General features: G+C 61.1%; 23 protein-coding genes and 2 pseudogenes. 13 read left to right on the forward strand and 12 right to left on the reverse strand.

Annotation, left to right across the window (positions count from 1 at the left end):
• The coding region (locus EJ079_RS34050; RefSeq protein ID WP_281040141.1) for a TCP-1/cpn60 chaperonin family protein at positions 1-341 on the forward strand (341 nt) is incomplete at its 5' end.
• A 156-nt stretch (positions 342-497) separates the two neighbouring features.
• Here the strand turns inward: EJ079_RS34050 and EJ079_RS28525 are convergent.
• From EJ079_RS28525 to EJ079_RS28540, 4 genes and pseudogenes are all read right to left on the reverse strand, one after another.
• Positions 498-1866, reverse strand: a protein-coding gene (locus EJ079_RS28525; RefSeq protein ID WP_127810784.1) for an IS1182 family transposase whose coding sequence is annotated in 2 segments (ribosomal slippage) — positions 498-944 and positions 946-1866 — 1368 coding nt in all. Because the reading frame shifts where the segments join, the coding sequence is not laid out codon by codon here.
• Positions 1867-2051: 185 nt separating this feature from the next.
• Positions 2052-3053 carry a zincin-like metallopeptidase domain-containing protein gene (locus EJ079_RS28530; protein ID WP_127319925.1) on the reverse strand — a complete coding sequence of 334 codons (1002 nt, stop codon included), beginning with the start codon at positions 3051-3053 and terminating at the stop codon, positions 2052-2054.
• 732 nt (positions 3054-3785) lie between these two features.
• Entirely contained in the window at positions 3786-4091 is a 306-nt protein-coding gene (locus EJ079_RS34055) for a thioredoxin domain-containing protein (protein ID WP_346016462.1), read from the reverse strand.
• Positions 4092-4307: 216 nt separating this feature from the next.
• A pseudogene (locus tag EJ079_RS28540) lies at positions 4308-5316 on the reverse strand (cation:dicarboxylase symporter family transporter).
• Between the two features lie 707 nt (positions 5317-6023).
• On the opposite strand from EJ079_RS28540, the gene EJ079_RS28545 reads away from it, so the two are divergent.
• Entirely contained in the window at positions 6024-6413 is a 390-nt protein-coding gene (locus EJ079_RS28545) for a hypothetical protein (protein ID WP_024505560.1), read from the forward strand.
• Between the two features lie 190 nt (positions 6414-6603).
• Here the strand turns inward: EJ079_RS28545 and EJ079_RS28550 are convergent, their stop codons facing one another.
• Together EJ079_RS28550 and EJ079_RS28555 are read right to left on the reverse strand one after the other, a co-directional pair.
• On the reverse strand, positions 6604-6843 hold the full coding sequence (locus EJ079_RS28550; protein WP_127319927.1) for a hypothetical protein: 240 nt from the start codon (positions 6841-6843) through the stop codon (positions 6604-6606).
• 295 nt (positions 6844-7138) lie between these two features.
• A complete protein-coding gene (locus EJ079_RS28555; protein WP_245463567.1) occupies positions 7139-7609 on the reverse strand; it encodes a hypothetical protein in 471 nt (156 codons plus the stop codon).
• Positions 7610-8208: 599 nt separating this feature from the next.
• Here EJ079_RS28555 and EJ079_RS34060 point away from each other — a divergent pair.
• Positions 8209-8457: a DUF6074 family protein gene (locus EJ079_RS34060; protein ID WP_032899751.1), complete on the forward strand. Its 249-nt coding sequence runs from the start codon at positions 8209-8211 to the stop codon at positions 8455-8457.
• 366 nt (positions 8458-8823) lie between these two features.
• Here EJ079_RS34060 and EJ079_RS28565 read toward each other — a convergent pair whose 3' ends face one another.
• The 4 genes from EJ079_RS28565 to panB form a co-directional block, all read right to left on the reverse strand.
• Positions 8824-9456, reverse strand: a complete 633-nt coding sequence (locus tag EJ079_RS28565) for an acyl-homoserine-lactone synthase (RefSeq protein ID WP_024505563.1) — start codon at positions 9454-9456, stop codon at positions 8824-8826.
• 92 nt (positions 9457-9548) lie between these two features.
• Positions 9549-10268: a LuxR family transcriptional regulator gene (locus EJ079_RS28570; protein ID WP_024505564.1), complete on the reverse strand. Its 720-nt coding sequence runs from the start codon at positions 10266-10268 to the stop codon at positions 9549-9551.
• 95 nt (positions 10269-10363) lie between these two features.
• Positions 10364-11272 (reverse strand): pantoate--beta-alanine ligase, encoded by a 909-nt coding sequence (gene panC / locus EJ079_RS28575; protein WP_024505565.1) that lies wholly within the window; start codon positions 11270-11272, stop codon positions 10364-10366.
• Positions 11269-12105 (reverse strand): 3-methyl-2-oxobutanoate hydroxymethyltransferase, encoded by an 837-nt coding sequence (panB, locus tag EJ079_RS28580; RefSeq protein WP_127319929.1) that lies wholly within the window; start codon positions 12103-12105, stop codon positions 11269-11271. Before panB ends, panC begins: the two co-directional genes overlap by 4 nt.
• Before the next feature lie 171 nt (positions 12106-12276).
• On the opposite strand from panB, the gene EJ079_RS28585 reads away from it, so the two are divergent.
• The 10 genes from EJ079_RS28585 to EJ079_RS28630 all read left to right on the forward strand — a co-directional run bounded on the left by EJ079_RS28585 (position 12277) and on the right by EJ079_RS28630 (position 23670).
• Positions 12277-13239 carry a membrane protein gene (locus EJ079_RS28585; protein WP_024505567.1) on the forward strand — a complete coding sequence of 321 codons (963 nt, stop codon included), beginning with the start codon at positions 12277-12279 and terminating at the stop codon, positions 13237-13239.
• Between the two features lie 62 nt (positions 13240-13301).
• Positions 13302-14276 carry a quinolinate synthase NadA gene (nadA, locus tag EJ079_RS28590; RefSeq protein WP_095486074.1) on the forward strand — a complete coding sequence of 325 codons (975 nt, stop codon included), beginning with the start codon at positions 13302-13304 and terminating at the stop codon, positions 14274-14276.
• Positions 14273-15814 (forward strand): L-aspartate oxidase, encoded by a 1542-nt coding sequence (locus EJ079_RS28595; protein ID WP_024505569.1) that lies wholly within the window; start codon positions 14273-14275, stop codon positions 15812-15814. The genes nadA and EJ079_RS28595 overlap by 4 nt, the downstream gene beginning before the upstream one ends.
• 1 nt (position 15815) lies before the next feature.
• Complete coding sequence (gene nadC, locus EJ079_RS28600; RefSeq protein ID WP_024505570.1) at positions 15816-16697, forward strand: carboxylating nicotinate-nucleotide diphosphorylase; 882 nt, start codon at positions 15816-15818, stop codon at positions 16695-16697.
• A gap of 174 nt (positions 16698-16871) precedes the next feature.
• On the forward strand, positions 16872-17840 hold the full coding sequence (gene bioB, locus EJ079_RS28605) for a biotin synthase BioB (RefSeq protein ID WP_245463568.1): 969 nt from the start codon (positions 16872-16874) through the stop codon (positions 17838-17840).
• A complete protein-coding gene (locus tag EJ079_RS28610) occupies positions 17837-18976 on the forward strand; it encodes an 8-amino-7-oxononanoate synthase (RefSeq protein WP_127810785.1) in 1140 nt (379 codons plus the stop codon). The genes bioB and EJ079_RS28610 overlap by 4 nt, the downstream gene beginning before the upstream one ends.
• Positions 18973-19608: a dethiobiotin synthase gene (gene bioD / locus EJ079_RS28615; protein ID WP_063169254.1), complete on the forward strand. Its 636-nt coding sequence runs from the start codon at positions 18973-18975 to the stop codon at positions 19606-19608. Before EJ079_RS28610 ends, bioD begins: the two co-directional genes overlap by 4 nt.
• A complete protein-coding gene (locus EJ079_RS28620) occupies positions 19608-20873 on the forward strand; it encodes an adenosylmethionine--8-amino-7-oxononanoate transaminase (RefSeq protein ID WP_127248564.1) in 1266 nt (421 codons plus the stop codon). Before bioD ends, EJ079_RS28620 begins: the two co-directional genes overlap by 1 nt.
• On the forward strand, positions 20870-21853 hold the full coding sequence (locus tag EJ079_RS28625) for a beta-ketoacyl-ACP synthase III (RefSeq protein WP_126063924.1): 984 nt from the start codon (positions 20870-20872) through the stop codon (positions 21851-21853). The genes EJ079_RS28620 and EJ079_RS28625 overlap by 4 nt, the downstream gene beginning before the upstream one ends.
• Before the next feature lie 173 nt (positions 21854-22026).
• Positions 22027-23670 (forward strand): MFS transporter, encoded by a 1644-nt coding sequence (locus tag EJ079_RS28630; RefSeq protein WP_127810786.1) that lies wholly within the window; start codon positions 22027-22029, stop codon positions 23668-23670.
• Positions 23671-23904: 234 nt separating this feature from the next.
• Here the strand turns inward: EJ079_RS28630 and hemN are convergent.
• A pseudogene (hemN, locus tag EJ079_RS28635) lies at positions 23905-25229 on the reverse strand (oxygen-independent coproporphyrinogen III oxidase).
• A 462-nt stretch (positions 25230-25691) separates the two neighbouring features.
• Positions 25692-26048, reverse strand: coding sequence for a hypothetical protein (locus EJ079_RS28640; RefSeq protein WP_024505577.1), 357 nt, complete (start codon positions 26046-26048; stop codon positions 25692-25694).
• Positions 26049-26710: the final 662 nt, after the last annotated feature.

Consider the following 26710-nt stretch of genomic DNA (forward strand, 5'->3'; position numbering starts at 1 on the left):
ACATCGTTCGTCGTGCGCTGCAGGCTCCGGCCCGCCAGATCGCGGCCAACGCCGGTGCGGAAGCATCGATCGTTGCCGGCAAGATCCTTGAGAACAAGGGCKYGACCTTCGGCTACAACGCCCAGACCGGCGAATATGGCGACATGATCGCCATGGGTATCGTCGATCCGGTCAAGGTTGTCCGTACGGCTCTTCAGGACGCGGCCTCGGTCGCCGGCCTGCTCGTCACCACCGAAGCCATGATCGCGGAGGCTCCGAAGAAGGAGTCGGCTGGCGGCGGCGGCATGCCTGGCGGCATGGGCGGCGGCGGCATGGGCGGCATGGGCGGCATGGATTTCTAATCCAGCTCTGGCAGCTTTCGCAACGAGAGGGCGGCATCAATGCCGCCCTCTCAGACTGCTGACAAACCCCGTCGATTTTCGGCGGGGTTTTTTGTTATGTGATTGAAGTGTCTTGGACTGTTTGTGTCAGGAGATTTTGACAAGAGGCATTGAGCCTCATGCGCGGGCCGGCTTGGGTTTCGGGCACAGGCAAAGGGCGATCTTTTTGATGTTCTGGGCGGCGGCGGCGATCAGGCACTGGCAGGCGACCTTGGTGAGACTTCGGAACCGCGCATAGCGGTGACCATGCAGTTGCTTGGCGTCGGCGAAGGAGCGCTCGACGGTCTCCTTGCGGCGGCGGTAGATAGCCTTGCCCCATGCGGTCAGCCGGTTGGCGTCGGTGCGCTCCTTCGCATCGGCCCAGGCATGGCGGATGATGGTGCGTTGGGCCTTGGCATTGCTGGTGCAGGAGGCAAGCAGCGGGCAGTCGCGGCAGATAGCCGGGTCACTCTTGTAGTGGCGGTAGCCATTGCGGTCGGTGGTGGCGTAGGCCAGCATCTGGCCCTGTAGGCAGCGATAGCCATCAGCCGCCGGCTCATGGGTGAAGGAGGACGGACCCATCATGGCCGGGCTTGGGCGGTCTGGGGCGACGATAACCGGTGACACCGCGGATTGCCCGATCCTCCAGTCCTTTGGCGATGCCTGCCGTGGCATAGCCGGCGTCCAGCCCGACGGCGCCGACATCAAAGCCGAAGCGCTGCACCTGCCGATCGAGCCTCGACAGGTAGACGGTCGAATCGTGGACGATCGCCGTCGTGTGCGTGTCGGTGATGATGGCGTGCGCCGCATCCACCGTGCGATGGTCGAGATAGAAAAAGCCCTTCGGCTTGCCCTCGCGTACCATGTAGCCGCTGTCGGGGTCGGTGCGCGAGACCTTGGTCTCCTTAACCGCAGGCCGCCGCTCCTTCTGCTTCAGCGGCTTCTGGCCATGCAGCGCCCGTTCGGTGTCGATCGCACGATCGAGGTCGGCCCAATAGTCGGCCCGCGACTTGGCGATCATGGCAAGATCGTATTTGCCCTTGTTGGCGTTGGCCTTCAGATGGGTGGAGTCGGTGTACAGCACCGTGCCGTCGACCAAGCCCGCCCGGATCGCCTGCTCAACAATGCGGTCGAAGATCGCCTGCGACACGCTGGTGTCGTCGTAACGCCGCCGCCGGTTCTGGCTCAACGTCGAGGCGTCGAACACCTTGTCCGTCAGCTTCAGTCGCAGGAACCAACGATAGGCGACATTGACCTCGATCTCGCGCACCAGCTGCCGCTCCGGGCGAACGCCAAACAGGTAGCCGATGAACAGCGCCTTGAACATCAAGGTCGGGTCGAGTGGCGGGCGGCCATTGTCGGGGCAATACAGCGGCGCGGTCAGATCGTGGATGAAGGTGAAATCGATCACACGGTCGATCTTGCGCAAAAGGTGATCGGCAGGAACCAACTGATCCAGCGTCACCATCTCGAGCGCGGTCTGTTCAGGGGCGGGTCGCTTCAACATGACCCAGTGAATCAAAAACCCCCAGCAAATGCCAGGGGTTTGTCAGCAGTCTGAGAGGGCGGCATCAATGCCGCCCTCTTTTTTTGCGAACCTCGGTCCGATGAACGATCCACGCCAACGCCGGCCATCGGTGTTAGGGCAACCTCAAAAGAACTGTCGAGTTGGTTGCGCGCGGCTTTGCGTCATCAGAGGCGCAAGGCGGTCGCGTGTGAGGATTGCGCGGTCCCATAGGCGGTTTCGGCATGTGCCTCACCTTCGACATCGACATTGCGGCCAAGCAGGAAATCGGCGGCTTTCGAGGCATGGCTTGCGGCGCGGAAGATGGCGCGGTTGTCCTCGCGCAAAACCGTCAGCCATGAGCCGATGTAGTCGGCATGGCGCACGGTCGGCTCGATGCCGAGACTGCTGCAGATGAAGGCTGATGCGATTTCGGCGACGAGTTCCTCGCGCGCATAGGTGTTGGACCCGAAGGAGCCGGACAGGTCGCGCGCGAGTCGCCTCGGGTGGCCGGTCCAGTGGCCAAGCTCGTGAAAGCAGGTCCGGTAATAGTCGATCTGGTGGAAGAAAGCCGGCTGCGGCGGCACCTGTATGGTGTCGCTGCCGGGCATGTAGAAGGCGCGCTCGCCGCCGATGCGAAAATCAGCGCCGGTTGCATGAATGAGCGCCTCGGCCTGCGGGACAATCTCGCGCTCAGGCAGAGGCTCGCCGGCGTCGTAAAGATGTTCGGGCAGATTATCGCACTGCGCGACATTGAAGACGGTGAAGCGCTTCAGGAAGGGCACCGCCTGCGGTTCGTCGCCATCGGTGTCGGCGCGTTGCTTTTCGTTCTTGGGAACAAAGCGGTCAGCGTGAACGATGGTGGTGCCGTGCTCGCCCTTTCTGACATTGCCGCCAAGCGAAAGCGCCTGCCGGAAGGTGAGCCAGTTCTGGCTGGGGAAACCACGCTCGATGACCGCGCCCCACAGGATCAGGATATTGATGCCGGAATATCGGCGCTGGGTGGCCGCATTCCGCGGCAGGCCGAGGCCTGTCCTTGCCCTGCCCCACGGCTTGACCCATGGCACGGTGCCGCGCTCCAGTTCGGCAATGATGCGGTCGGTGATTTCCTGATAAAGGCTGGCGCCGGTGCGCCCGCCACTGTCTGCGCCAGCCTGTCGGCTGCCGCAACGTTTGTTGTTTGCACGCATCGTGATGTCCTCCGCTCTACAATCGCGCGCCCTCCCCGGAAGCGGGGTGGGCGGCAAAAGCGACCGGAAAGGCCCGCCGTCGGAGGCGGACTGCATCAGCAGGACCGGAACGGAGTGGAGGACCCGAAAGCGACAAGCGAAGGGTTGCGGGACGCCGCGGCGGGCCTAGAAGGGAGTGCTGCCCACCCTGCGCCAGGGGGAAGGCCACAATAGAAAGACGCCGGCCGACAGGCCGGCGACCGTCAGCAGCCGAAGGCTGCCCCGCGCCAGGGGGCGATGCCGCAGGGCCAAGACCGCCTGAGCTTGCCGAAGAAAAGCGGGCTCGGTTCACGAGCACCCGGCCAGCGACTTCAGGCGCGGGCGCTCAGGATTGTTGTTGGCGCCCACGGCAGCTGGATGACCGCAACAAGATTACGAGGAGCGACAGCAAGCCAGCTGCCACAAACGGCACGCTCCGGCAACAACAGCGTGGCCGATCTACAGATGCTGCCCCGCACGAGAGCCAGCACGCTTTGAGCGCGCATCGGCGATGCAAGCGTTGCAAGCTGGCCATGTCCACAAGGTCCGGCGACCACTATATCGCCGACCACCAACGCGGGCGTACCGTCTAAGTGCAGACCTTTCGCGAGTGCGCGGACGCGTGCATTTCATCTGCGATGGCCGGATCTTGCATTCCCGCTTGAGCTGCTCAACGTCAAGGCCTACACGCGCTGCGATCTTGAGAGTGACCCTTCAACTGGGGGAAATCATAAGGGCGCGGTGGAATTCGTCGAACTTTCCCTGTTTTCTCGAGGCGAGTGCGGCGAAGGCTGGGAATTGGGAATCCGGTCCCAGGACCGGGAACTGTTTGATCACAAGCTTCAGATTGGGTTCATGCTTGAAGGCTTTTTGGTAGTTGATATCAGCCAGTCTGCAATGCGGACAGTTGTGGTAGTCATTGAATATGACCAGAACGGCATCGCCTTGCGGGTTGCCGGCGATTGGCGAAGGAGATAGTTGTCGAATGCGCCGCTCCACTTTTGCCTGTCGGTCGACCACGCCTGCCGGTGCAGGTTCGCGCTATATTGGCTCGCCAGCAAGGCGAGGAGTAAAAGAAGAGCTGCGACAGTGATGGCAGTCGGCTTAGACATGAGTCTCCAATCCATGGACGGCGTGGCAGCAACGGCCCGCCTTTTTGGTGTAAAATGGGTCAGTTTTGAATCGTGCCCCGCAGTTGCTACAGGCGCAAAAGTGCCGGTGCGATCTGGCGGTTTCTCAAATACGGCTTTGCGCCATCGGGTCCACCCCAATAGCTGAGCGTCGTTCGCACGGGGAATTGTGTTCACCACGCCGGGCGACTTGACCGTCCACCGCCAGAGCGCTGAACGGTCCGCTAGTGAGGCGCTCCCCGAATCGTCGTTTATCCCGCTCGCCCCGGACCGGGTGACAGCCAGCGTTGCCGCTACGCTGCGGAGAAAAACCGTCAGCGCGTGGCATTCGGACATAAGCTGATCAACGCCAAGAATAAGCCCCACGGAGGTGACCGGTGCGGCCGGAACAAGAAAGAGCGTTGCAGCCATTGTGACGAGGCCTGCACCGGTAATGCGGGTTGTTCCGTTCGAAGGGAACAATGCGACAAACAGCATGAGGATCCGGCAGCCGATCGGGAGATCAGTTTTCGTCGCTTGGGCGATGAAAAGGGCGGCGAGCATCATATTCGTGCCGTCCAGATTGAATGGAATGAGACCCACGACCGAATGCGTGGCGCCGGCCTTTTCCATCTTCTCCATGAGCGAGGCCAGCGCGGCCTCTGAGGAGGACATTGCGAGCAGCAGCTCGTCCTTGATGTATCGGACGAGAGAGAAGAGGACTGCTCGTGAGCCGTGGCCACATAGCCCTTAACGGCTTCGACATCGAGCGAGGCCGGATCGATGTTGAGGCCGGCGCCAGGCTGAACGATATTCGTGACAATCAGCCCGACAACAAAAGCGAGCGTCGAGAAGGTGAGAAAATAGACCATCGCCTTGGCGGCAACTCGGCCGACCTTCTGCAGATCGCTCATGCCGGCAATGCCGGTCGCTATTGTCAGGAAGATGACAGGTACGGTGATTATCTTGACGACCTCGACGAAGGCATCGCCGAGCGGCTTCAGGCTGTGACCGGTCTCCAAACGGAAATAGCCGATTGCGGCACCCAGGATTATGGCGGCAAGTACCTGCACGTAGGTCCGGGCAAAATGGCGCTTGCGGGGCGCTGCGATCGCGCGGGGAACTCTTGGAACCAACACCGTCTCTCTCCTTGACCGGATCGGGGTGGGGCTCCTCCCTCTCCCATGCAGTGCTCCGGTCGAACGCTGCGCCCACTTCGGCGCAAACGATGTGCCAAATAGCAAAGAGGGGAAAACGCGCAGGACCTCACGCAATGCTTGCGATTCGCTCTCCCACACTCGTGCAGTGGTTGCCTGTCGCAACTATGGAAGGCTCAATTCTTGGGAATTCCAAAGGTCGCTCTTTGCGTCGGCGCAGCTTGGCTGCCTGGAAGGTTCCCTCTTTGCCTTGCGGTCTGCGAGCAGGGTCCAGATGGTCATCATTTGGCTGCGCGCCGCACGGGGCTCGAAAGATTCAATCGAGGACGGGTCCTCTTGGAAAACGGGGGCGGCGTTGGTCAAGCCCTTCCACCCTGCTGTCCCAATGGTGTTCAGAAGCTCAGTTCACGATCAAGCGATGGATCAGCGTCATCTGGCGTTTGCGCCATCGCGCGGCGTTGCAGCGGGTCTGCCAAAGATGAGCAAGCCGCGAGGCAAGGTCCGAGACCTAGACTCCAACCTCATAGCGCGCTCGGCTCGCGTTAGGAAGGTTCGAACCGCAGCACGATCAGGTGGCGACACCGTTGGTCGGAACCGGAACCCGACGAATGATCGTTCGTGACCGACATCTGTGAACAAGCAGTATGTGTCATTGCAATCACCACCCATTGCGCGGAAATGCCCATATGGCCGTGAATGAACTGGATTTGGTGATTTTCCAGATGGCGGTGGAAAGCGTCCGCTTGCTCTCTTCAAGCTTTGATGAGAAGGCGGCTGAGATAGCCACGAGGAGCCGTGGTAGCCTTCTTTTTGACGTGCGGGTGGACGGTGACCTGGAGGTCCAGCGAGTCGCAGCCATTGGATATCCAGGCGACAAGATCGGTGTGGTGGCATTGGACCGAGAGGGCCTTGTTAGCTGTTGTTGCCTTGTCAATGGCACCTTCTCACCTTTCATTGCACCGTTGGAGAACTGGACCAGCATGCCTCTTTCGATGCAGGCCCAGATCGATGTCACAGGCTATGCGAGGCTCCTTCTGGCCGCCTTGCGAAATGCTGGACATATGCTGGACAGGTAGCATCGCCGATGATGTCTGTGATGAGATGGTGCAAACGGATGGACGAGGCGATCGCTTGCTGGCAGCTTTGGCAACAAAGCGATCGGTGAGTTCGCAATGCTGGAACACGTCCTTTAGACTCTGCAGTTAAGTTAGCGGACTACCATCTGACGAATGCCCTCTGACAGTCTGCATGGCGCGGCATGCCCTCTTAGGAATGCAGCCGTGGTTCTACACCATCGGCTGTTTTTGTGTCGAAGGGGCACGCATGAACGAAGGAAGCGGCCGCCAACAGTTCCTCCAACTCGCGTTCGGTGGCCTTGCATGCCGGCATTAGTGTTCGGATGGTGCGGATCGCCTGCGCCATGGAGAGAAAGCGGACCCTTCCCCTGGAAAGGACATAGGCTTCGGCGGCTTTTTCGACGGTGACGGTGTGAAACGAATTGGTCATGACGAATTCCTCCCTGAACCCTGACCAACCCGACTTATGGCACGAATTCGACCGCCTTCAAGCCTATGTCCGATTGCGGACAATCGCTGCGATTCGTTCAAAACCGCTGATGCTTTTGGGCGACCTGGTGAAGGGCAAGGAGACGTCGGCTGAACCCGTTTCAACCCGACATGCTTCAGGCAGCGGCCAGGCCGAAATAACGCTGCTCCTCCTTGTCATAAGCGCCATGTGTGAGCTTTATCAATCCGGCACGATCGTGATCTCGCCGCGCTTGGCGTGCACCAGTCCTCGATACTCAAGCATTTGCAGGGCCGTGGTGACCCCGGGCGGTGGGCGCGAGCATGGTCGCCAGAAATTCATGCGTCGGGAGGATCTTATCTCCTTCCGCACGGTCGTGGACCATCAGCTGCCAGCGGGCCAGCCGTTCTTCGATCTTGGAGTGGCCATTGACCAGTGCCGTCCGGCATGATTGGATGAGGAACGCGTGGGCATAGTCCAGCACTGAGGTGCGAAGCGACGGGCTAATCGCAGGGCGAAGGTTTTCAACCGGCAGGCGCCAGGTAGTGCTTTCCTTTCCGAGAATGACGGCAATTCCTTTCATCCCGTCATCGCCGACAATGCCGACTTCACCTTGCCGCCCGCCGGTCATGGTGGCGACCACCGACGCGATGCCCCTCTCGGGAAAATATACGTTCTTGATCGGCTGATGCGCGACCTCCAACTTGTCCTTGATGCCCGGTTCGACGTGATGCAGCGATGGTCGCAAAAGCGCGAAGTCCTGCGGGGTGAGGGCTTCAGCACCTGGTCGCGAAAGAGGGATCGGGCAAGGCTCTCTTCCAACGGGGCAAGAGCGCGTACGTCTTACTGTCGGCTGCACCGAAGTAAATGCCGGCCGATGCCAAAGCATAGGCTTCGAAACGCGCGATTGCAAAGCCCTGTCGGGGCAGTGCAGTCATGCTAGAAGTCGCGCCGCCTACGATAGGCAGCGGATGACATGATTCCCTTCTTCGGCGGCCACCAAGAACGGCTCGGGCACGCTTTAATCGTTCATACACAAGCTCGCAGGAATGTAAGCAGCGGAACAATCGGGTGATTCGTACCGCCCTGCCCTTTCAGAGATCAAGTCATTGGACGTCAATTCGGCTGGAACGCCTCGTCGAACGGCCCAGGAAAATGCAGCCGGATGAGCAATGGTGGTTCACCTTATGTGCGGTCCCGGATATGCGGTCCGGCGGCTCATCTCCCAATGGCTTGTCGATGGGGAAGTGGAACTCGTCATGTCGCCGCGAACCGTCACCGCGCTAGCGGGGCTCTTTTGAAGACGCCGGTGTTTTTCTTTGTGGAACTGAATCTGTGAGGTGATTGATGCATGAATCAAACATTTGCGTATTTCCGCTGCATCGGCGACGTATATTGGTCGAAAGTATCGCCCAGGCCCTCGAGACCAAGAACGGCGAGGCGGCGAGTGCGTTCTGGCGCTGTTCTGCCAAGAAAATGCTCATTCAATTGTCCGATGTAGGAATTGCGCCAGAGCTCGCTGCGCAGGAGGTTGGAAGCCTTCTTCATGCGGTCTTGGACGACATGGCCAACCGAACGGTAATGCACAAAGCATAGGCTGGGGCGCTGTTGGACCGCGCGTCAGCTCGGGTCCTTATCAGGGGACTGCTCCGACTGGCCGACGGTCCGGCCAAACCGGCATACCGGCAAAGGTTTGAGGTTGCGATCGCTCACGGCGGCCGGTCCAATATTCTAAGACGACCTCAGAAGCCACGTTGGCTTCTTTGGACGAAGCGGAGGGGCGCCATTTTGGCGTGCTCACGCTGGACTCCGGGTTGCGCCTACGGAAATCCAAAGTCCGGCCGCGCGAGCCAATCGACCGGAACAGTCGAAAGCTCGTGGGGGCGGGTCCGCTCACCCTCACGGCGGCGGTGGCGGCCGTGAGCAGACTTAACTCAAGTCACGGCTGAGCATCCGCAGGCGCTATGCCGATTGGATGAGAACTGGTTGCCACAACACCGGCCCGTTGAGGCGTCCCCTCCAGCGGATGCGCAAGAGACTGGCGTAGGAAATATCGAGGAAGCCGGCGACTGCCTCGGTGTTGCCGACCTGCTTGGGCTGTCCGATACGTGACAACGGCCAGGTCGCGAGACGAAGGATCCTTTCGATGCGCGTATCTGTCACCGTTACGATCCCGGAGAGATTGTTGGCCAAGCCGAATTCGATGATCCCCGCGAAGAGCTCGTAGGTTGCTTGGGCCAGGCCGCCAGCTGCCTTCGGCGCTGTCGCAGGGAGATCGAGCGCGAAACGACTACTCTCCCAGACATCGGCACTCGCAGGGACCACCATCTCATCCAGCAGCGTCGGAAACGTATCGCGCAACATTGTCGGTCCGGTGGTCGGCAAAAGGCGGACGCAGCCGCAAGTTCGCCAATCGGACCCCTTGAGAAGCAGGTAGACGGGGTTCAGGCTGTCAAACGGGTCCGTTTCCATTTCGCCTTCGGTCTGCACTTCCCAATCGAGCCGCTTCTTGAAAACCCGATACCTAAGTCCGTGCATTTCCTTGAGTTCGCTCGCAAACTCGGCGTAGCAGTCGGGTGTTATCAGCTGCATCATTGTCGTCTCCGTGCGGGATGTGTCCACGCAATCGAAGGGCAAAGCCGTCATGAATGCAGCCTGTAGACCTTTACAGCTAGACTTGGAGAGGATCAGGATCTCGCCCGAGCAGCCATCCGCACTACGGCCTGGTTGATGGTTCGCACGCCAAGCTTCGCCTTGGCGTTTTCCTGATGGAAGGTCACGGTGCGTTTCGAGACACCGAGAATCTGGCTGATATCCCAGGCCGACTTGCCGCACGCCGCCCATTTCAGGCACTCGAACTCCCGCCGGGTGAGCGTTATGCCATCTACCACGCAATCTTCGGCGAGCCTGCGCCGGGCATGGATATGAACGTTGATCGCAACCAGTTGCATTGCTTTTTCGTAGCGCGTCAGCGACCTCAGAAATGGCGGATGCGCCTCGTTGGAGGCGAAGGTCAGCGCGGCGAACCGGCCGCGATGATCATGCATCGACATGGTCAGTCCGCCGCGAATGCCGAACTCAGCTGCTTTTTCCAGGACTTCCTGCTGAGAGGTCGGCAAATAACGGTGATCGCGGTCCACACCCCAGTCGAAGGTATCCCAGCCCCGCAGTCCCCGCAGGATCACGGGATCCACGCTGTGGTAGCGCTGTTGCAGGTAATGTGATGTCCATGATGATGGATAATTCGAGATAAATCGTGGCCTGTCGCCGGAAGCGGATGGGTAGGTGAAATAAGCGAAGAGCGGAAAGTCGAACCCGGCTGCGGCGGACGCCATTGCCTCATGGAGATCGACGGCATCGACGCTTGCAGAGAGTTGCTCGACCAAGGTTTCAAATACGCGATGCATCTGCGCTTAGCGTACCTCGCGGAGGTTGCTGGAAGTCGACGGAGACGTGATTCTAAATGATGGCCTGTCCCTGCAGGGCAGACGCGCCGCCGTCATCACCGCAATTGCTGTGCTGCTTCCGATTGGAGAGAGCTCCGCCCACCTGACCAACTACCAATGGGTGATATTGCGACGTTATCGATGAGCCGCGTGTCGCCAAGCCAAGCCGCAGCAAGCAAGCGTGCCGGTCGGTCAAGGCTTGCTAACGATTGCAGGTCTGTTTCTCCGCGAAGCTCCAGGTATTCGAGCTCGCGATAGCCGGCAGCCAGAATTGCTGCACGCGCTTCATCAAGCGTAGGCAGGATGGGGGAGCCGCGTGCAAGCCGCTCGGCCGTATCGAGCAGGACCGATGCTAGTTTTGGGGCAATGGCGCGTTGGGCTGGGGAGAGCCGCACGTTACGCGACGATAGCGCAAGACCATCGGCTTCGCGGACTGTCGGACAGGGCACAATAGTGATCGGAATGTCGAGATCCCGGACCAAGCGCCTGACAAGCTGAAGTTGCTGAAAATCCTTTTCGCCAAAAAAGGCGAAGTCAGCGCCGGCCTGCAGGAAGAGCTTGGCCACGACCGTCGCCACGCCATTGAAATGGCCGGGCCGGAATGCGCCGCAAAGGCATTCGCTGATGCCGGACACTGAAACGGCCGTGGCGAAGCCCACCTGGTACATTTCCTCTGTGTCCGGCACATAGAGCAGATGCGTGCCCAGCAGAGCGAGCTTGGCAGCATCGTCGCTTTCCGTCCGAGGGTAGGCAATCAGGTCGGCGGGGCTGTTGAACTGCTTGGGGTTTACGAACAGCGTCACGATCACCCGCTCGGCCCTTTCGAGCGCCTTCCGCACGAGGCTCAGATGCCCGTCGTGCAAGGCTCCCATGGTCGGCACAATACCGATCGTGGCACCCGAGCGACGCCATTGCGCAACGACGCCGCGCAGCTCGCTCACGGTCCGAGCGATCGGCACGCTCATGTGAAGTCACCGGCCTTCAAGGCGTTGACATAGAGATGTTCGACCGCCGGAAAGTGCCGGTTCCGCACATCGGTGGCGTAAGCGGCGATTGCCGCCTCAGCCTGCTCACCGAGCTCGGCATAGCGTTTGACGAACTTCGGCCGAAATGAGGTGAAGAGCCCGAGCATATCGTGGCTCACCAGAATCTGGCCGTCGCAAGCTGGCGAGGCACCGATGCCGATTGTGGGTATGTCGATATCGGCGGTTATCTGCCGTGCAAGCTGCTCCGGTATCTTTTCCAGCACCAAGGAGAAGGCGCCCGCTTCGGTTACCGCCCTGGCGTCGCGCCTGATCCGCTCTGCATCGGCTCCCCGGCCCTGCACACGATAGCCTCCAAACGTGTTTACCGCCTGCGGCGTCAGGCCCACATGGGCCATGACAGGTACGCCGCGCGCGGTAAGGAAGCGGATGGTTTCCGCGATGGTCTCGCCGCCCTCGATCTTTACCGCTGAACAACCGGTCTCACCCATCACGCGCGCAGCGTTGCCGAAAGCGTGCTCTGGGCTTTCCTCGTAGGAACCGAAGGGCAGGTCGACGACCATCAGCGCGTGTTCAAGGCCGCGGCGAACGGCCTGTCCGTGCATGATCATCATGTCGAGCGTGACCCCCAGCGTCGACGACAGGCCGTGCAGCACCATGCCGACGCTGTCGCCGACAAGAACGATGTCGCAGTGGCGATCGAGCAGCCTCGCGACCGGCGTGGTGTAGGCCGTCAAGCATACAAGTGGCGTCTGGCCTTTTCGCGATCGAATATCTGGAGGAGTCATCCCTTTTATCTCACCAGCCGCGCTCAACCGAGGCCCCTTCCCTTACGTTACCAACAGCGGGTGTCGCGTTTGGCATATTTTTGTGCGACTGCGAAGAGCTAAAAACAGCGCTTGAGTACTCCGGTGTTGACGTGCTGGCTGCCAAGGTTACATTCAATCGATTAAGGCGCTCCGTTGGGCCAACCCGCTTTCGCAAACATGGATCCTCAGACAAGAAGAACCAAGAAAGGCAAAGCCGCCGTCAAAGCTGACGAAGCTAAAGTGGACCTGACTGCCGTCGTGGTCGCCGTAAACGACAGTGAGCCCTGTGTCCTCACAGTCGGTCATGCGGACACCCTCCCTTCTGGACCTTTTGCCCTTGAGCATCGATCACTGCAGTCGGGTTTGAGGGGGTGGGTGGAGCAGCAGACCGGCCATGCACTTGGATACATCGAGCAACTCTACACCTTCGCCGATCGCGATCGCATCGGCACTGAGCGCCACCAGCGCGTCATCTCAATCAGCTATCTCGCATTGACCAGGAAGGAACAGGCAACGAACTCGGCCGCGTGCGGCTGGCAAAGTTGGTACGAATATTTTCCCTGGGAGGACCACCGCTTCGGCACGCCGCCTGTGCTGCTCGATAGATTGCGGCCCCGCCTGATTGAGTGGGCCGGCGGCGCCAGCGAGCCGACCACTCAACGCGAGCGCCGGCAGCGCGCTGCGATAGCCTTCGGCTTCGACGACCGCCATTGGAACGAGGAACTCACGCTCCAACGCTACGAGTTGCTCTATGAAGCTGCTCTGATTGAGGAGGCCGGTGGCGGCAGGGACGCGATTGCGGCCGCGGCTGGCAAACCAATGGTCGCTGACCACCGTCGTATTCTGGCAACCGGGATCGCGCGGCTGCGTTCGAAGATCAAATACCGGCCGGTCGTGTTCGAGCTTATGCGGCCTTCCTTCACGCTTCTGCAACTGCAGCGAACCGTGGAAGCTTTGGCTGGCAGGCTGATCAACAAGCCGAACTTCCGGAGATTGGTCGAGCAGCAGGAACTTGTTGAGGAGACCGGGGAGACCTCCCTCGACACGGGCGGCCGACCGGCGAAGCTTTATCGCTTCCGGCATGCCGTCCTCGACGACAGGGCTATCGCCGGGACAAAATTACCGCTGGCGCGGGCTTGACATACTTATAGTCAAGGTAGATATATTCCCTTATTGTCAAACCGAATATAATCGAGGCGCCAATGACTGGGGCGTTACCTATGGCTGCGTCCCTGTATGAGCGTGTCCGGCGGGTGATCCCACCCGTTGAATGGCCCGCGTTCGCCGGCGATATTGAAGCCATCTTAGCGCTGAAGCGTGAGCGCAATGCGGTGGTGCTGGCGCACAATTACCAGACGCCCGAAATTTTTCATTGCGTGGCAGACATCGTCGGCGACAGCCTGGCGTTGGCCCACAAGGCGGTGACGGTCGACGCCGACATCATCGTGGTTGCCGGCGTTCATTTCATGGCCGAGACGGCAAAACTGCTCAATCCGAACAAGACCGTGCTCATCCCGGATCTCCGCGCCGGCTGCTCGCTGGCCGAATCGATCACGGCAAACGACGTGCGGCTAATGCGGCTGCGGTATCCGGGGGTCCCCGTTGTTACTTACGTCAACACTTCCGCCGCCGTAAAAGCGGAGTCCGACATCTGCTGCACGTCCGGCAACGCCAAGGCGGTGGTGGAATCGCTTGGCGTGGCGCGTGTGCTGATGCTCCCGGACGAATATCTGGCGAGGAACGTGGCAGCCGATACAGACGTCGAGATCATCGCCTGGAAAGGCCATTGCGAGGTGCATGAGCGCTTCACCGCAGCAGACATCCGGGAACTGCGCGATGCCCATCCAGGCGTCATCGTGCTGGCCCATCCAGAATGCCCACCAGACGTTGTCGCGGAGGCGGAGTTCTCCGGCTCGACCGCGGCGATGTCGGATTATGTCGAGCGTGAGAAACCGACGCGTGTCGTCCTTCTGACCGAATGTTCGATGAGCGACAACGTCGCGGTCGCGCATCCCGACGTCGAGTTCGTTCGCCCATGCAATCTGTGCCCGCACATGAAGCGCATCAACCTGGCTAACATTCGCGCCGCACTCGAGCAGAACCGGCATGAGGTCCGGATTGATCCCGAAATTGCCGGCCCCGCCCGCCGCGCGGTCGAGCGCATGCTTTCCCTATGAGTCTGGAGGTTCGCGACATCGCCGGGGCGCCGGTCGTCATCGGCGGCGGCATTGCCGGCCTGATGACGGCGCTTCATCTGGCGCCGGAACCGGTCGTGCTTTTGACCAACGCGCCGCTTGGAACCGGAGCCTGCAGTGAACTTGCCCAGGGCGGTCTTGCGGCAAGTCTCGGGGGCGACGACGGCCCAGATTTTCACCTTTGCGACACGATAGCTGCCGGCGACGGACTCTGCGATGAGGCCACGGTGCGGCGAGTGGTACGAGCTGCACCCGAAGCGATTAGGACGATCCAAAGGTTCGGCGTCGACTTCGACCAGCACCCTGACCGCGCGTTGCGACTTGGGCTCGAGGCGGCACACTCGCGACGGCGGATTGTGCATGCAGCCGGCGACGCCACCGGTCGCGAGTTGGTGCGCGCGCTCGTCGCCGCGGTTCGGCGTACAGCCTCGATCACCATTATCGAAAATGTGGAGGTCCGCCGGCTGGTCGTGCAGGACGGGTCGGTCATCGCCGTGGTCGCAGCAGGACGAGCCGGCGCGCTCGCTCTGCCCACGCGTCGCGCGGTGCTGGCGACCGGCGGCGTCGGCGGGCTGTTTTGCGACACGACAAACCCCGCTGGCTCATGGGGTCACGGGCTGGCGCTCGCCGCATGGGCGGGGGCGGAACTCGCCGACTTGGAATTCATACAGTTCCATCCAACTGCGCTCGACGGTCCGCGCCGGCCGATGCCGCTGGTGAGCGAAGCCGTGCGTGGCGAAGGCGCGGTGCTCATCGATGAGCGAGGAGAGCGCTTCCTCGCCGACACACCTGGCGGTGAACTTGCGCCTCGCGACGTCGTAGCGCGCGCCATTTGGCACCAGCTTGCCGTTGGACGCCGCGTATTCCTGGACGCACGGCAAAGTCTCGGCCCGAGATTTGGCAAGCGTTTTCCAGGCATCGCCGAATTGTGCCGGAGCGCAGGAATCGACCCCGCGACCGACCTGATCCCGGTGCGCCCGGCGGCACATTATCACATGGGCGGCGTCGCCGTAGACAGCGCCGGCCGCAGCTCCATCGAGGGATTGTGGGCCTGCGGTGAGGTGGCCTGTACCGGCCTGCACGGCGCCAACCGCCTGGCCAGCAACTCGCTCACCGAAGCGGCGGTCACCGCGAGCTGGGTTGCCGAAAGCGTTGCCGGCACGTCGTATACCCGGCGACCGCGCAGATGCTCCACATTCGTCCCTCCACGACCAGACGCTTCCGTGGTCCGCCCGATTGTCTCCGCCGCCCTGGGTATCATCCGCGACGGCGAGGCAATGCGCGAAGCGGTGGCGACCCTGCTGCCGATCGCAGCCAATAGTGTCGCTGCCTCTGGTCCGGCTTTGGTCTCACTGATGATCGCCGCGGCGGCCCTGAGGCGGGAAGAGAGTCGAGGCGCGCACTGTCGGTCCGATTTCCCGCTCCACGATGCCAACGTGCGCCCATCACGGCTCACACTGCACAGCGCAATGCGGGCCGCGGCCGCACTCGATTGCCGGGCTACCATACGGAGCACTTGATATGACTTCATTCTCCCCCCTCCCCGCGACCCTGATCGAACCGATTGTGCGCGTTGCGCTCCTCGAAGACCTGGGCAGATCCGGCGACCTGACCACCGATGCGGTTATCCCGTATGATTGCACTGCCACGTTGGTGCTCAAAGCGAGGCAGGCGGGCGTCGTTGCCGGGCTCGATCTGGTCTCGTATGCCTTCCTTCTCGTGGAACCGGCGATCAACATCCAGATCTGGCGCCCTGATGGCAGCGAGGTTGGGGCCGGGGAAACCATTGCAAGATTGTCCGGACCCGCACGAGGCCTGCTCACGGCCGAACGCACGGCCCTCAATTTCTTATGCCGGCTGAGCGGCATTGCCACTGCCACAGCGGCCATGGTTGAGGCCGTGCGCGGTCACAAGGCGAGGATTGTATCGACGCGAAAGACGACGCCCGGGCTGCGGGCATTGGAGAAATACGCCGTGCGCGTCGGCGGCGGTGCCAATCACCGGTTCGGCCTCGATGACGGCGTGCTCATAAAGGACAACCACATCGCGATCGCCGGCGATATCCGCACAGCAATAGAGCGGGCGCGCGCCGCAGCAGGGCATATGGTGAAGGTCGAGGTCGAGGTCGACACGCTGAAGCAGCTCGATGCAGCGCTCGCGATTGGTGTTGACGCGGTGCTGCTCGACAATATGTCGGTCGAGGATCTTGCCCGCGCGGTTTCTATAGTGGATGGCCGTACGATCACCGAGGCGTCCGGTCGGGTGATGCCGAAAACGGCGGCGGCGATTGCGGCGACCGGTGTCGATCTCATCTCCATGGGTTGGCTGACGCACAGCGCCCCGATCCTCGACATCGGCCTGGACATGCCGGACCACCAGAACATCTGCAAGCACTTGAACTGAGGATTACGGCGTGAGGAGCAACATCAGCTCGGCAGGCGTAGGAGGTGCTGGAAAGACGTGCCGCAGCTCGCCTTTAGCGAGTGCGCCCCAAAGCCAAGAAGGCGTACCGGACTAGCAAACAAAGGTTTGACGATGACGATTGGAATGAACTCGGAGTTCGACGTGAACCAGACCATGCAATCGGTCGATGGAACGCCTCCGCGATGGAACCGCAAAGAGGCCGAGGCCATCTACGGCATGCCATTCAACGATCTGCTGTTCCTGGCTCAGACGATCCACCGCCAGAACTTCGATCGAAACCGAGTGCAGCTGTCGCGGCTCCTTAGCATCAAGACCGGCGGGTGCCCCGAAGATTGCGGCTATTGCAGCCAGTCTGCGCATTACGAAACCGGTGTGAAGGCGTCGAAGCTGGTGGACGTCAAGCATGTCATCGACGAAGCGGCCAAGGCGCGTGATGGCGGCGCAACGCGCTATTGCATGGGCGCGGCGTGGCGAAGTCCCAAGGAGCGCGACATGGACGTTGTGGTCGCCATGATTGAGGACGTCAAGGCCCTCGGCATGGAGACCTGCATGACGCTCGGCATGCTCGATCTTGAGCAAGCTGCTCGCCTGAAGCAGGCCGGTCTCGACTACTATAACCACAACATCGATACCTCTGAGCGCTACTATGGCGAGGTTATTTCAACCAGGACTTTTGCCGACCGGCTGGAAACGCTTGGGCACGTGCGCGCGGTTGGGATGAAAGTCTGCTGCGGCGGCATTGTCGGGATGGGAGAAGAAAAGACCGATCGCATCGACATGCTGGTCACGCTCGCGAACCTGCCTGAGCCGCCGGAAAGCGTGCCGATCAACATGCTTATTCCCATCGAAGGCACGCCGCTTGCCGCGGCCGACGCCATCGATCCGATCGATTTCGTCCGCATCGTTGCGCTCGCGCGGGTGATGATGCCGAAATCCTATGTAAGGCTGTCCGCCGGCAGGACGGCGATGAGCGACGAAACGCAGGCGCTGTGCTTCTTTGCCGGGGCCAATTCGATCTTTGTCGGCGACACGCTGCTGACGGCGGGAAATCCCGGCGAGGACAAGGATACCCTTCTGTTCCGGCGCCTCGGCATTGAGCCTATGGAACTCGCCACGCAATGAAGGAGGCAATTCTTGCCCGCTATGACGCAACCTTGCGGGGACTGGGGCGCAAGGACCGGTTGCGGACGCTCGCACCGCGCGCCGGGCTCGACTTCTCGTCGAACGACTATATCGGACTTGCCGCCTCCAAAAGACTGGGCGATGCGGTTTCGACGGCGATTGCGCGGGGCACGCCAGTGGGCGCCACCGGATCGCGGCTGTTGCGCGGCAATGCACCGGAACATGAGCAACTGGAGGCGGACGCAGCGGCATTTTTCGGAGCCGAGCGTGCACTGTTCTTCGGCAGCGGCTATATCGCCAACTTCGCTCTGCTGACGGCCCTGCCGCAGAAAGGCGACCTGCTGGTCCTCGACGAGCTCGCTCATGCCAGCATGCATGAGGGTGCCCAGGTCGGGCGCGCTGAGTTCAAGCTGGCCGCGCACAACGACGTCGACGCTGTCGAGGACGCAATCACCCGCTGGCGCGCCGAAGGCGGCATGGGGCGGGTGTGGATCGCCTTCGAAAGCCTTTACAGCATGGATGGCGACCGTGCGCCGGTGGAGAGCCTGGTCGCGCTGGCTGATCGGTACCAGGCATTCATCGTCGTCGATGAAGCGCATGCCACCGGCGTCTGGGGACCGGACGGCCGGGGACTGGCCGCCGCGTATGAAGGCCGCGACAACATCGTCACGCTCCACACATGCGGCAAGGCGCTTGGCGCATCCGGCGCGCTCGTTACCGGACCGCGAACACTGTGCGACTATCTTATCAACCGGTGCCGGCCATTCATCTATGCGACCGCACCATCGCCGCTGATGGCAGTCGCGGCACGTGAGGCGCTGACTATTCTGTCTGACGAGCCTATGCGTCGTGCTCAGTTGCACGAGCGTGTCGCTTTCGCGAGCCGGCAATTGGCCGAACGCTGCGGCGTGATGCCCAGCGGTTCGCAGATCCAGCCGCTTGTGATCGGCGATAACAGCCGCACCATGGCGGTGGCGGCAGGACTGCAGGCACGCGGCTTCGACATACGCGGCATTCGCCCGCCGACAGTGCCTGAGGGTACGTCGCGCCTGCGCATTTCGCTGACTCTCAACGTCGACGAAGCCGACATTTCCGCCATGGTCGAGGCTCTCGTCGGAGTGTTGGCCACAGCATGACCAAACGCATCGTCGTCACCGGAACAGACACTGGAATTGGCAAGACAGTGTTTTCGGCCGGACTTGCCGGGCTGCTCGACGGCTTCTACTGGAAGCCGGTGCAATCGGGCCTCAACGAGGAGACCGACAGCGAGGTCGTCGCCCGGCTTTCCGGCTTGCCCGACGGACGCGTGCTGCCCGAAGTCTATCGACTGACGATGCCGCTGTCGCCGCATCGATCAGCCGAAATCGACGGCGTCGCGATCGAGGCCGACGATCTTTCATTTCCGGTCCTGCCGACACCGCTCGTCATCGAAGGCGCCGGCGGGCTGATGGTGCCGCTCAATCGACAGACAAGGTTCATTGACATATTCGAACAATGGCGGCTGCCGGTCATACTGTGCGCCCGCACCGCGCTTGGCACCATCAATCATACGCTGTTGTCGATCGAGGCCCTGAGAGCCCGCTCCATCCCGCTCATCGGCATTGCCTTCATTGGCGAAGAGGTGGCCGATACACAAAGGACAATCGTGGAATTCGGCGGCGTGCCGCAGCTGGGTAGGCTGCCGCACCTCGGTCCGCTGACGGGTGAAACGTTGAGAGATGCAATGATTTCCGGCTTCGACCTGGCCATGATTGCCGGAGGCGACTGATGGCGGAGTCTCGAGTCTGGCATCCGTTCACGCAGCACGCGCTAGAGCCCTCGGTCCCTGAAATCGTGCTGACTGAAGGCGCCTATCTCCACAAGGCCGACGGCTTCCGCATCCTCGATGCGATTTCTTCCTGGTGGGTCGTCACCCATGGCCATCGCCACCCCCGCATCATGAAGGCCATCGAGACGACCGCGTCGAGCCTCGACCAGATCATCTTCGCGGGCTTCACCCACGAGCCGGCCGAACGGCTGGCCGAGGCGCTTGTCGGCATCGCACCCGCCGGCCTCGACCGGGTGTTCTATTCCGACAGTGGCTCGACCTCAGTCGAAGTCGCGCTGAAGATGGCGCTCGGCTATTTCCGCAACATCGGCGCGCCGCGTTCGCGCATCGCCGTCATGGAGCACAGCTATCATGGCGACACGATCGGGGCGATGAGCGTCGGCGCCCGCGGCGTCTTCAACGCCGCCTATGATCCTTTGCTGTTCGAGGTCGACGCCATCCCCTTCCCGGCCGCCGGGCGCGAGCAGGAAACGCTGGATCGGTTCGAGGCCGTTAGCAGCGACCGGCGCGCAGCCGCGCTGATCGTCGAGCCGCTGGTGCTTGGCGCCGGCGGCATGCTGATGTATCCGGCCTGGGTTCTTGCCGAATTGAAGAGGATCGCCGAAGCCTCCGGCACGCTGCTGATCGCCGATGAAGTGATGACCGGCTGGGGGCGCACCGGAACCATGTTTGCCTGCGAACAGGCGTCCGTCTCGCCGGACATCTTGTGCACGTCGAAAGGTCTGACCGGTGGTACCATCCCGCTGGCCGCCACGATCGCCACCGATGCCATCTTCCACGCTCACTTTTCGGAGGATCGCAAGAAGACGTTTTTCCATTCGAGCTCCTACACCGCCAATCCGATCGCCTGCGCGGCAGCACTTGCCAATGTCGAGATCTGGCGTGACGAGCCGGTGGCCGAGCGGATCGCGGTCTTGAGCGCGAGGCAGGCCGCGGGGCTGCAACGCTTCCGGGACAATCCATATTTCACCGACTGCCGGACAACCGGCACCATCGCGGCACTCGACCTACGCACCGGCTCAGCCGGTTATCTGGCCGAGATCGGGCCAAAACTGCGCGCTTTTTTCCTTGAGCGCGGCCTGTTGGTGCGCCCGCTCGGCAATGTCCTCTATCTTCTGCCGCCCTATTGCATCACCAGCGACGAATTGGACGGGCTCTATGACGCGATAGAGGAGGCCGGCGAACGCTTCGGCTCGCGGCCATGAACCTATCGTCGCGCGTTCTCGGCTTCGGCCATCATGCGCCGGCGCGCAAGGTCGAGAACCCGGAAATCGAAGACCGGCTCGGGCTTGAGCCCGGCTGGATCGAGCGGCGCACCGGAATTCGCTCGCGCTTCTGGGCAACAGACGAAGACACGCTGTCGGGCCTTGCCGCCTCTGCCGGCGACATGGCGCTGACCAATGCCGGTATCGACCGCGGCGACGTCGGTCTACTCTTGCTCGCCACGTCGACGCCCGATCACCTTCTGCCGCCAAGCGCGCCGCTGGTCGCACATCGGCTGGGGCTAGGCCGCGCCGGAGCGATCGACCTGACCGGCGCCTGCGCCGGCTTCATCTATGCGCTGATGTTCGCCGACGGGTTCACCCGCCTGCACGGCAAAGCGAGCCTTGTCATCGCCGCCAACATCCTCAGCCACCGCATCAATTTGGCCGAGCGCGCCAGCGCCGTGCTGTTTGCCGATGCCGCCGGCGCCATGGTGATCAGTCCTTGCGATGACCCGGATCGAGGCATTCTCGGCGCTTCGGTGGATTCCGACGGCTCGCGCTACGGGCTAATCCAGATTCCCGCCGGGGGAAGCAACACTCCGTTCCATGCCGACCTCGACCTCGCGCAGACACGGATGACGATCACTGACGGCCGTGAAGTATTCAGCAAGGCCGTGGAGATGATGACCGCCTGCTCGAGAGATGCGCTCACTGCTGCCCGACTGAGGCCGCAAGACCTCGATCGTTTCGTGCCGCATCAGGCCAATGCGCGCATTTTCGACGCGGTCGGCAGGAACCTCGGCATCGCTGATCACTCGATCGTCAAGACGATCGCCGAATATGGCAACTCTTCCGCCGCGACGATCCCGCTCTCATTGTCGCTGGCCCATCGGGCGCAGCCGTTTCGGCCTGGCGAGAAAGTCCTCTTGGCGGCAGCGGGTGCGGGTCTCAGCGGCGGCGCGCTTGTGGTGGGAATTTAGCAAAGCAATGCTTGCGCACAGGACTGCTCATGAATGAGACTATGAGAATGGCTCAATACGTAAATAGTCGCCGGCAAGCTCCATAGAGCTGGGTTCCGTGCGGTGCTCCGCGATGTCTAAGTATCGACCCGCTTGCTCAAATCGCAGCGCTCATCGAAGGCCAGCAATACCTCATGCAGAGCGAAAATCCTCAACCGCCCGTTTCAAAGACGCTCGCCCCATTTCGAAACAAGGTGTTTCGCTCAATTTGGGCGGCCACCCAGATTTCGAGCCTCGGTTGGCTAGTGCAAACGGTCGCCATCAGTTGGCTTATGGCAACGATTTCAGCGTCCGACCTCATGGTGGCACTCGTCCAGGCCGCATCCACATTGCCGGTGTTCTTCCTCTCAGTTTTCGCCGGAGCCATTGCCGACAACTTCAGCCGCCGGTGGGTGATGTTTGCGGGACACTGCCTGATAGCATCGGCGTCGACGACGCTGATGATTTCTGTGGGTCTGGGATTTGTCAGTCCTTGGCTGATTCTCGGGTTAGGTTTCCTGGCCGGCTGCGGCTTTGCCTTGAATGATCCGGCTTGGCACGCTTCGGTCGGCGATATCCTTCACAAACGCGACATTCCGGCCGCAGTGACGCTTATGTCCGTCGGATACAACATTGTGCGCAGCGTTGGTCCGGCCTTGGGGGGCGTGATCCTGGCCGTCTTTGGGCCGCTGGCCGCTTTCGCCTTGGCTGCGGTGAGTGATCTGGCGCCCATAAGCGCGATATGGCGCACCAAATGGGAGGTCCGCTCTTCGCCTCTCCCTCGTGAGAGAATGACGACGGCAATTCATGACGGAGTGCGCTTTACGGCGATGTCTTTGGAGATCAGGGCAGCGACCGCCCGAGCCGCTCTTTTCGGATTGGCAAGCATCTCCATTCTGGCGTTGCTCCCCCTCGTGGTCCGGGATCAGTTGAAGAGTGGGCCAATTGTCTACGGTATCTTATTGGCCGGCTTCGGCATGGGTGCTTTCATCGCGGGCATGGGCAACGGCTTCTTGAGGAAGGTCACGTCTCAAAACAGGCTGGTGGCCTTCGCCTCTGTGGCTTGTGCAGTCTGTTGCCTCTCCCTTGCCCTTACATCGTCGGTTCCTGTGGCGGCCATTTCGCTGGCGCTCGGCGGAGCGGGTTGGCTTATCACCTGGACGGGCATTGACGTGTCGGTGCAGTTGGCAAGCCCAAGGTGGGTTGTAGGCCGCACGCTCTCCATTTACTACGCCTTGAGCGCAGGCGGTATGGCTGCTGGCAGCTGGATCTGGGGTTCTGTCGCGCAAAACTATTCCTTGACCTCAGCATTGGAGGGCGCCGCAGGCGCTCTGTTGCTGGTTGCAGCAGCGGGGATCGTGTTGCCGGTCCGTCCCTGGGAAGAAACCGACCAAGAAAGTTCAGTTTTTCATCCGCCGGACGTGGCTCTCGATCTGAAACCCAGAAGTGGCCCTATCGTGGCCAAGGTCGAGTATTTGATATCGGAGGAAAATATCGAGGCCTTTCTGGGCTCCATGCGCACGCGGCGACACGTCCAGAGCCGTGCCGGTGCACGAAACTGGACGCTCCAGCGAAATCTGCAAACACCGTCAATTTGGACGGAGACATTCCGCACCCCCACCTGGATGGACTTTCTCCGCCTAAATCATCGACTCACCGCAGCAGATAAGGAAGTCGCCCAGCATCTCCTGTCACTGCATGAAGGAGAGGTGCCTCCGCAGACAGTGCTTTCGATTGAACGGACGACCGAGGCAATTCGTACCCGTACCTCGACAATCTTTTCTCGTCCTCCAAGATGACGCCATCAAGCTGCTGTCCAGGGACAGGGTGGATCACCGGTGCTTTGCAGAGCACAGCCTCACACCGAGAGCAGCGTGCTCCGGGTTGTGCGCTTTCGCGCGCACCCAGGCGAGATGATGGTGAACGCGGCGTCAAGTGGAAGTCCCCTGCATACGCTTGCGGAGTCTTCTGCGAGAGCCCATGCCGACGAGCGCCAAACAAGGTCTGATGCCTTTCGGCGTCGTGGCCTCAACTCATCGATTCGCGAGAAAAGCATCGAATGCAGCAGCAACGGCGCGAACAACAAAGCGGTGCTCCGGCCGCACGCGGATGAAGCCGTTTTCGACGTCCAGGATCCCCTCCTCAGCCAGCGTCACCAAACTCTCAACTGAATCGAGAAAACGAGCTGGTTCGATTTCGTGGGCGGCACAGATGGTCGGCACGTCGGCCTCCAAATCGCACATCAGTCGCTCGATGATCGTTGCGCGCACCCGGTCATCGTCGGTCAGACGGTGACCCTTTGATGTCGCCAGACGTCCACTTGCGATGTGCCGGGCGTAAGAATCCCGTGTTACTTCGTTCTGAACATACCCCTCGCGGACTCGGCCAATAGCCGACGCGCCGAAGCCGATCACGTTTTGCAAGTATCGGCCGAGTATCCCAGCGAATTACGCCGTAGGCGCCCGGTCTTCTGCGCTAGCGCAAGTTCGTCTTCCGGCGGAGCGAAATGATCGAGCCCGATCTCCCGGTAGCCAGCGCCAACAGTGTCTCGGCGACAGCTGCAGCCTGTTCGGCGCGAAGATCGCCGTCCGGTAGACCTGCCTGCTCGATAGGCGCTGGTTCTTTATCACGGAAGGAATATGCGCGTATCCGAACACCGCAAGCCGGTTGGGGCGCATGGCGACCGCAGCCATCGCGGTTTGGATGCAGGACTGCACAGTCTGTTTCGGTAGACCGAAGATGAGGTCGAAGTTGATATGGCCAACGCCATGCCGGCGGAGATTTTCGACTGCAGCGGCCGTCTGCACCTTACTCTGGATCCGATTGATCGCCTTTGCGCATCGGGATCAAAGCTCTGCACGCCGATGCTCGCGCGGTTGACACCGTTAGCTGCCAGGGCTTCGGCCATTTCCGGTGTGAACGTTCGGGGATCGATCTCCACGGCGATCGCAGCAGTTTTGCTGAAAGCGAAGTGGCGGCGTAGAAATTCCATCAGCGCCAAGCGCTCGGCTGGCCCGATAAGGTGAGGCGTTCCGCCGCCGAAATGCACATCGCTCACCGGCAGCCCTTGCCGCACTTGCTGCGACACCAAACTGATCTCCTGACGCAGCACCGCTAAATAATTAAGGATCGGGCCGTTGCGACGGATGACCGCGGTAGGGAAGCCGCAATACCAGCACATGGATCGGCAAAACGGAATGTGGAGATAGAGCGACACCGATTCGTCGGCCGGGAGGCCCCCCAGCCATTCCTCATAATCGTCAGCACCAACTGCCGCAAAGAAGTCTGGCACAGTCGGATAGATGGTATACCAAGGCGGCCGGGGGTCCCGGTACTTTGTCAGGATTGAGGTGTGCAAGGACATCCCACGTCGCTGATCCATCATTCTTTCGTTGCGCGCTCGTCCTGGTCTCTGAGCTAAGTCAGTGCGTCCCGCTTATGTCGCAGTCTCGTTTGGACAGGATGGGGTCAACCACGCCGGGGAGCGCGCGTGCCATGGGTGCGCCTGAGGTGATGGTGCGGTGCCGCATTCAACGTCTGAGTACGTGACGCCAGTGCAGTGTGCTTGAGGCGTCTGCGGAAGAACTTTGCAATGCGAAATTCATGTCCGACGCAACGGACCTGTCAAGCCTCGTTCAGACGCCATCCAGGTCCAGCCAGCGGCCTTCCCTGCCGGCCGAAGAACCATACCGGCTTTAGCCACCGAGACGCTCTAAAGCTGACGTCGGCTCATTTGATGAAAGGAGGACGCCGCTAGGGGGTGCACAAGGTTCCCCGGCTTGACGTCGCTTCGAGCGAAGAGCGGCGGTGTGGCTTGTCGTCAAGCGCCGGGCAGCGTGCCCCCTACCGATATCCCGAAAAGATCGACCAAGATGGCCATGCCGACGCCACACGCGGTCTGGATGAGGCCGACCATGAAAATGCGATTGGCGCGTTCGTAGATGGGGCGCCGCAAGGAACTCATGTCGAGCAGCATGGACAGCGCTCTCATCTGCAGTGCGATGCCGAGCAGGATCGGCACTACGGCGAACAGATCGTAGAGTTGCCATGGCAAGGGGTTCGCGGCCCAATGAGTGAGGAAGCCGAGCGAAAAGGCAAGCAGGATACCCACGGCAGTGATTGTGCCGTTGCGGAAAATGGTCTCGATCGGTTCTTCCTTCGGATCGTGCTCGTCCAAGCGGCTTCCTTTCGTTGCTCTTTCCGTCGAGACTAAGTTCTCGAGAATGCTGTTCATCCCCAATTACTCGAGGCGAGCCGTAGGCAGCCGTTTCAGGGTGCGCTCCCTCTCGCTTCCGGCCGCGCAATGTACCTGCACGGCGAACTTACAGCGGCGAAAAGGTGCTGCGGCCACCATGCGACGCCTCGGACGTGCACGCCCTCTGTTCCTGGCGCAGCCCTTGCGGAGCGTACGCGCAGTGATCCTTCTCGGTAGCGCATGGCGCGGCCTGCGTTGCGGTCAGACGGGAAGCCGTCGCTGTTAAACGAGACTGTCACATATCGAACATGGCGAACCGTGTCGCACATTTCTTTTCGCAGTGACCCTCAAAAAAAGTGATTCCAGCGAGACGAAGGCGCGTCGGCCCGATTTTGGTGTCGGCCGCATCTACGCTTCAGGTTGGCATGTCGCTTGCTGCTCTATTCGGAGAGCTGCAGCGGTCCGACCGGAGTGCTTCACATGTAAACGATAATGAATCTCCTAGCAGAAAACACTATTATAAGTACATGCGGCTTTTACGCTGGCTCACCTCTCGTGTCAAGCGCTTTGGCGTCCACATATTGGAGACAATACGCACAAAATTTAGAGGAAAAGCTTGCTCTTTCGCCTCTATCCTTTTTATC

This window comes from Mesorhizobium sp. M7A.F.Ce.TU.012.03.2.1, from assembly GCF_004006095.1.
In the GTDB taxonomy this organism is placed as follows: domain Bacteria; phylum Pseudomonadota; class Alphaproteobacteria; order Rhizobiales; family Rhizobiaceae; genus Mesorhizobium.

Coding starts and splice junctions, on each gene's coding strand:
- EJ079_RS28595 (WP_024505569.1), top strand. CDS start 14,273: ATGAGTCTGGAGGTTCGCGACATCGCCGGGGCGCCGGTCGTCATCGGC.
- EJ079_RS28545 (WP_024505560.1), top strand. CDS start 6,024: ATGGCCGTGAATGAACTGGATTTGGTGATTTTCCAGATGGCGGTGGAA.
- EJ079_RS28625 (WP_126063924.1), top strand. CDS start 20,870: ATGAACCTATCGTCGCGCGTTCTCGGCTTCGGCCATCATGCGCCGGCG.
- EJ079_RS34060 (WP_032899751.1), top strand. CDS start 8,209: ATGCATGAATCAAACATTTGCGTATTTCCGCTGCATCGGCGACGTATA.
- EJ079_RS28585 (WP_024505567.1), top strand. CDS start 12,277: ATGGATCCTCAGACAAGAAGAACCAAGAAAGGCAAAGCCGCCGTCAAA.
- bioD (WP_063169254.1), top strand. CDS start 18,973: ATGACCAAACGCATCGTCGTCACCGGAACAGACACTGGAATTGGCAAG.
- EJ079_RS28565 (WP_024505563.1), bottom strand. CDS start 9,456: ATGATGCAGCTGATAACACCCGACTGCTACGCCGAGTTTGCGAGCGAA.
- EJ079_RS28570 (WP_024505564.1), bottom strand. CDS start 10,268: ATGCATCGCGTATTTGAAACCTTGGTCGAGCAACTCTCTGCAAGCGTC.
- EJ079_RS28530 (WP_127319925.1), bottom strand. CDS start 3,053: ATGCGTGCAAACAACAAACGTTGCGGCAGCCGACAGGCTGGCGCAGAC.
- bioB (WP_245463568.1), top strand. CDS start 16,872: ATGCAATCGGTCGATGGAACGCCTCCGCGATGGAACCGCAAAGAGGCC.
- EJ079_RS28610 (WP_127810785.1), top strand. CDS start 17,837: ATGAAGGAGGCAATTCTTGCCCGCTATGACGCAACCTTGCGGGGACTG.
- EJ079_RS28630 (WP_127810786.1), top strand. CDS start 22,027: ATGCAGAGCGAAAATCCTCAACCGCCCGTTTCAAAGACGCTCGCCCCA.
- EJ079_RS28550 (WP_127319927.1), bottom strand. CDS start 6,843: ATGACCAATTCGTTTCACACCGTCACCGTCGAAAAAGCCGCCGAAGCC.
- nadC (WP_024505570.1), top strand. CDS start 15,816: ATGACTTCATTCTCCCCCCTCCCCGCGACCCTGATCGAACCGATTGTG.
- panC (WP_024505565.1), bottom strand. CDS start 11,272: ATGAGCGTGCCGATCGCTCGGACCGTGAGCGAGCTGCGCGGCGTCGTT.
- nadA (WP_095486074.1), top strand. CDS start 13,302: ATGACTGGGGCGTTACCTATGGCTGCGTCCCTGTATGAGCGTGTCCGG.
- EJ079_RS28620 (WP_127248564.1), top strand. CDS start 19,608: ATGGCGGAGTCTCGAGTCTGGCATCCGTTCACGCAGCACGCGCTAGAG.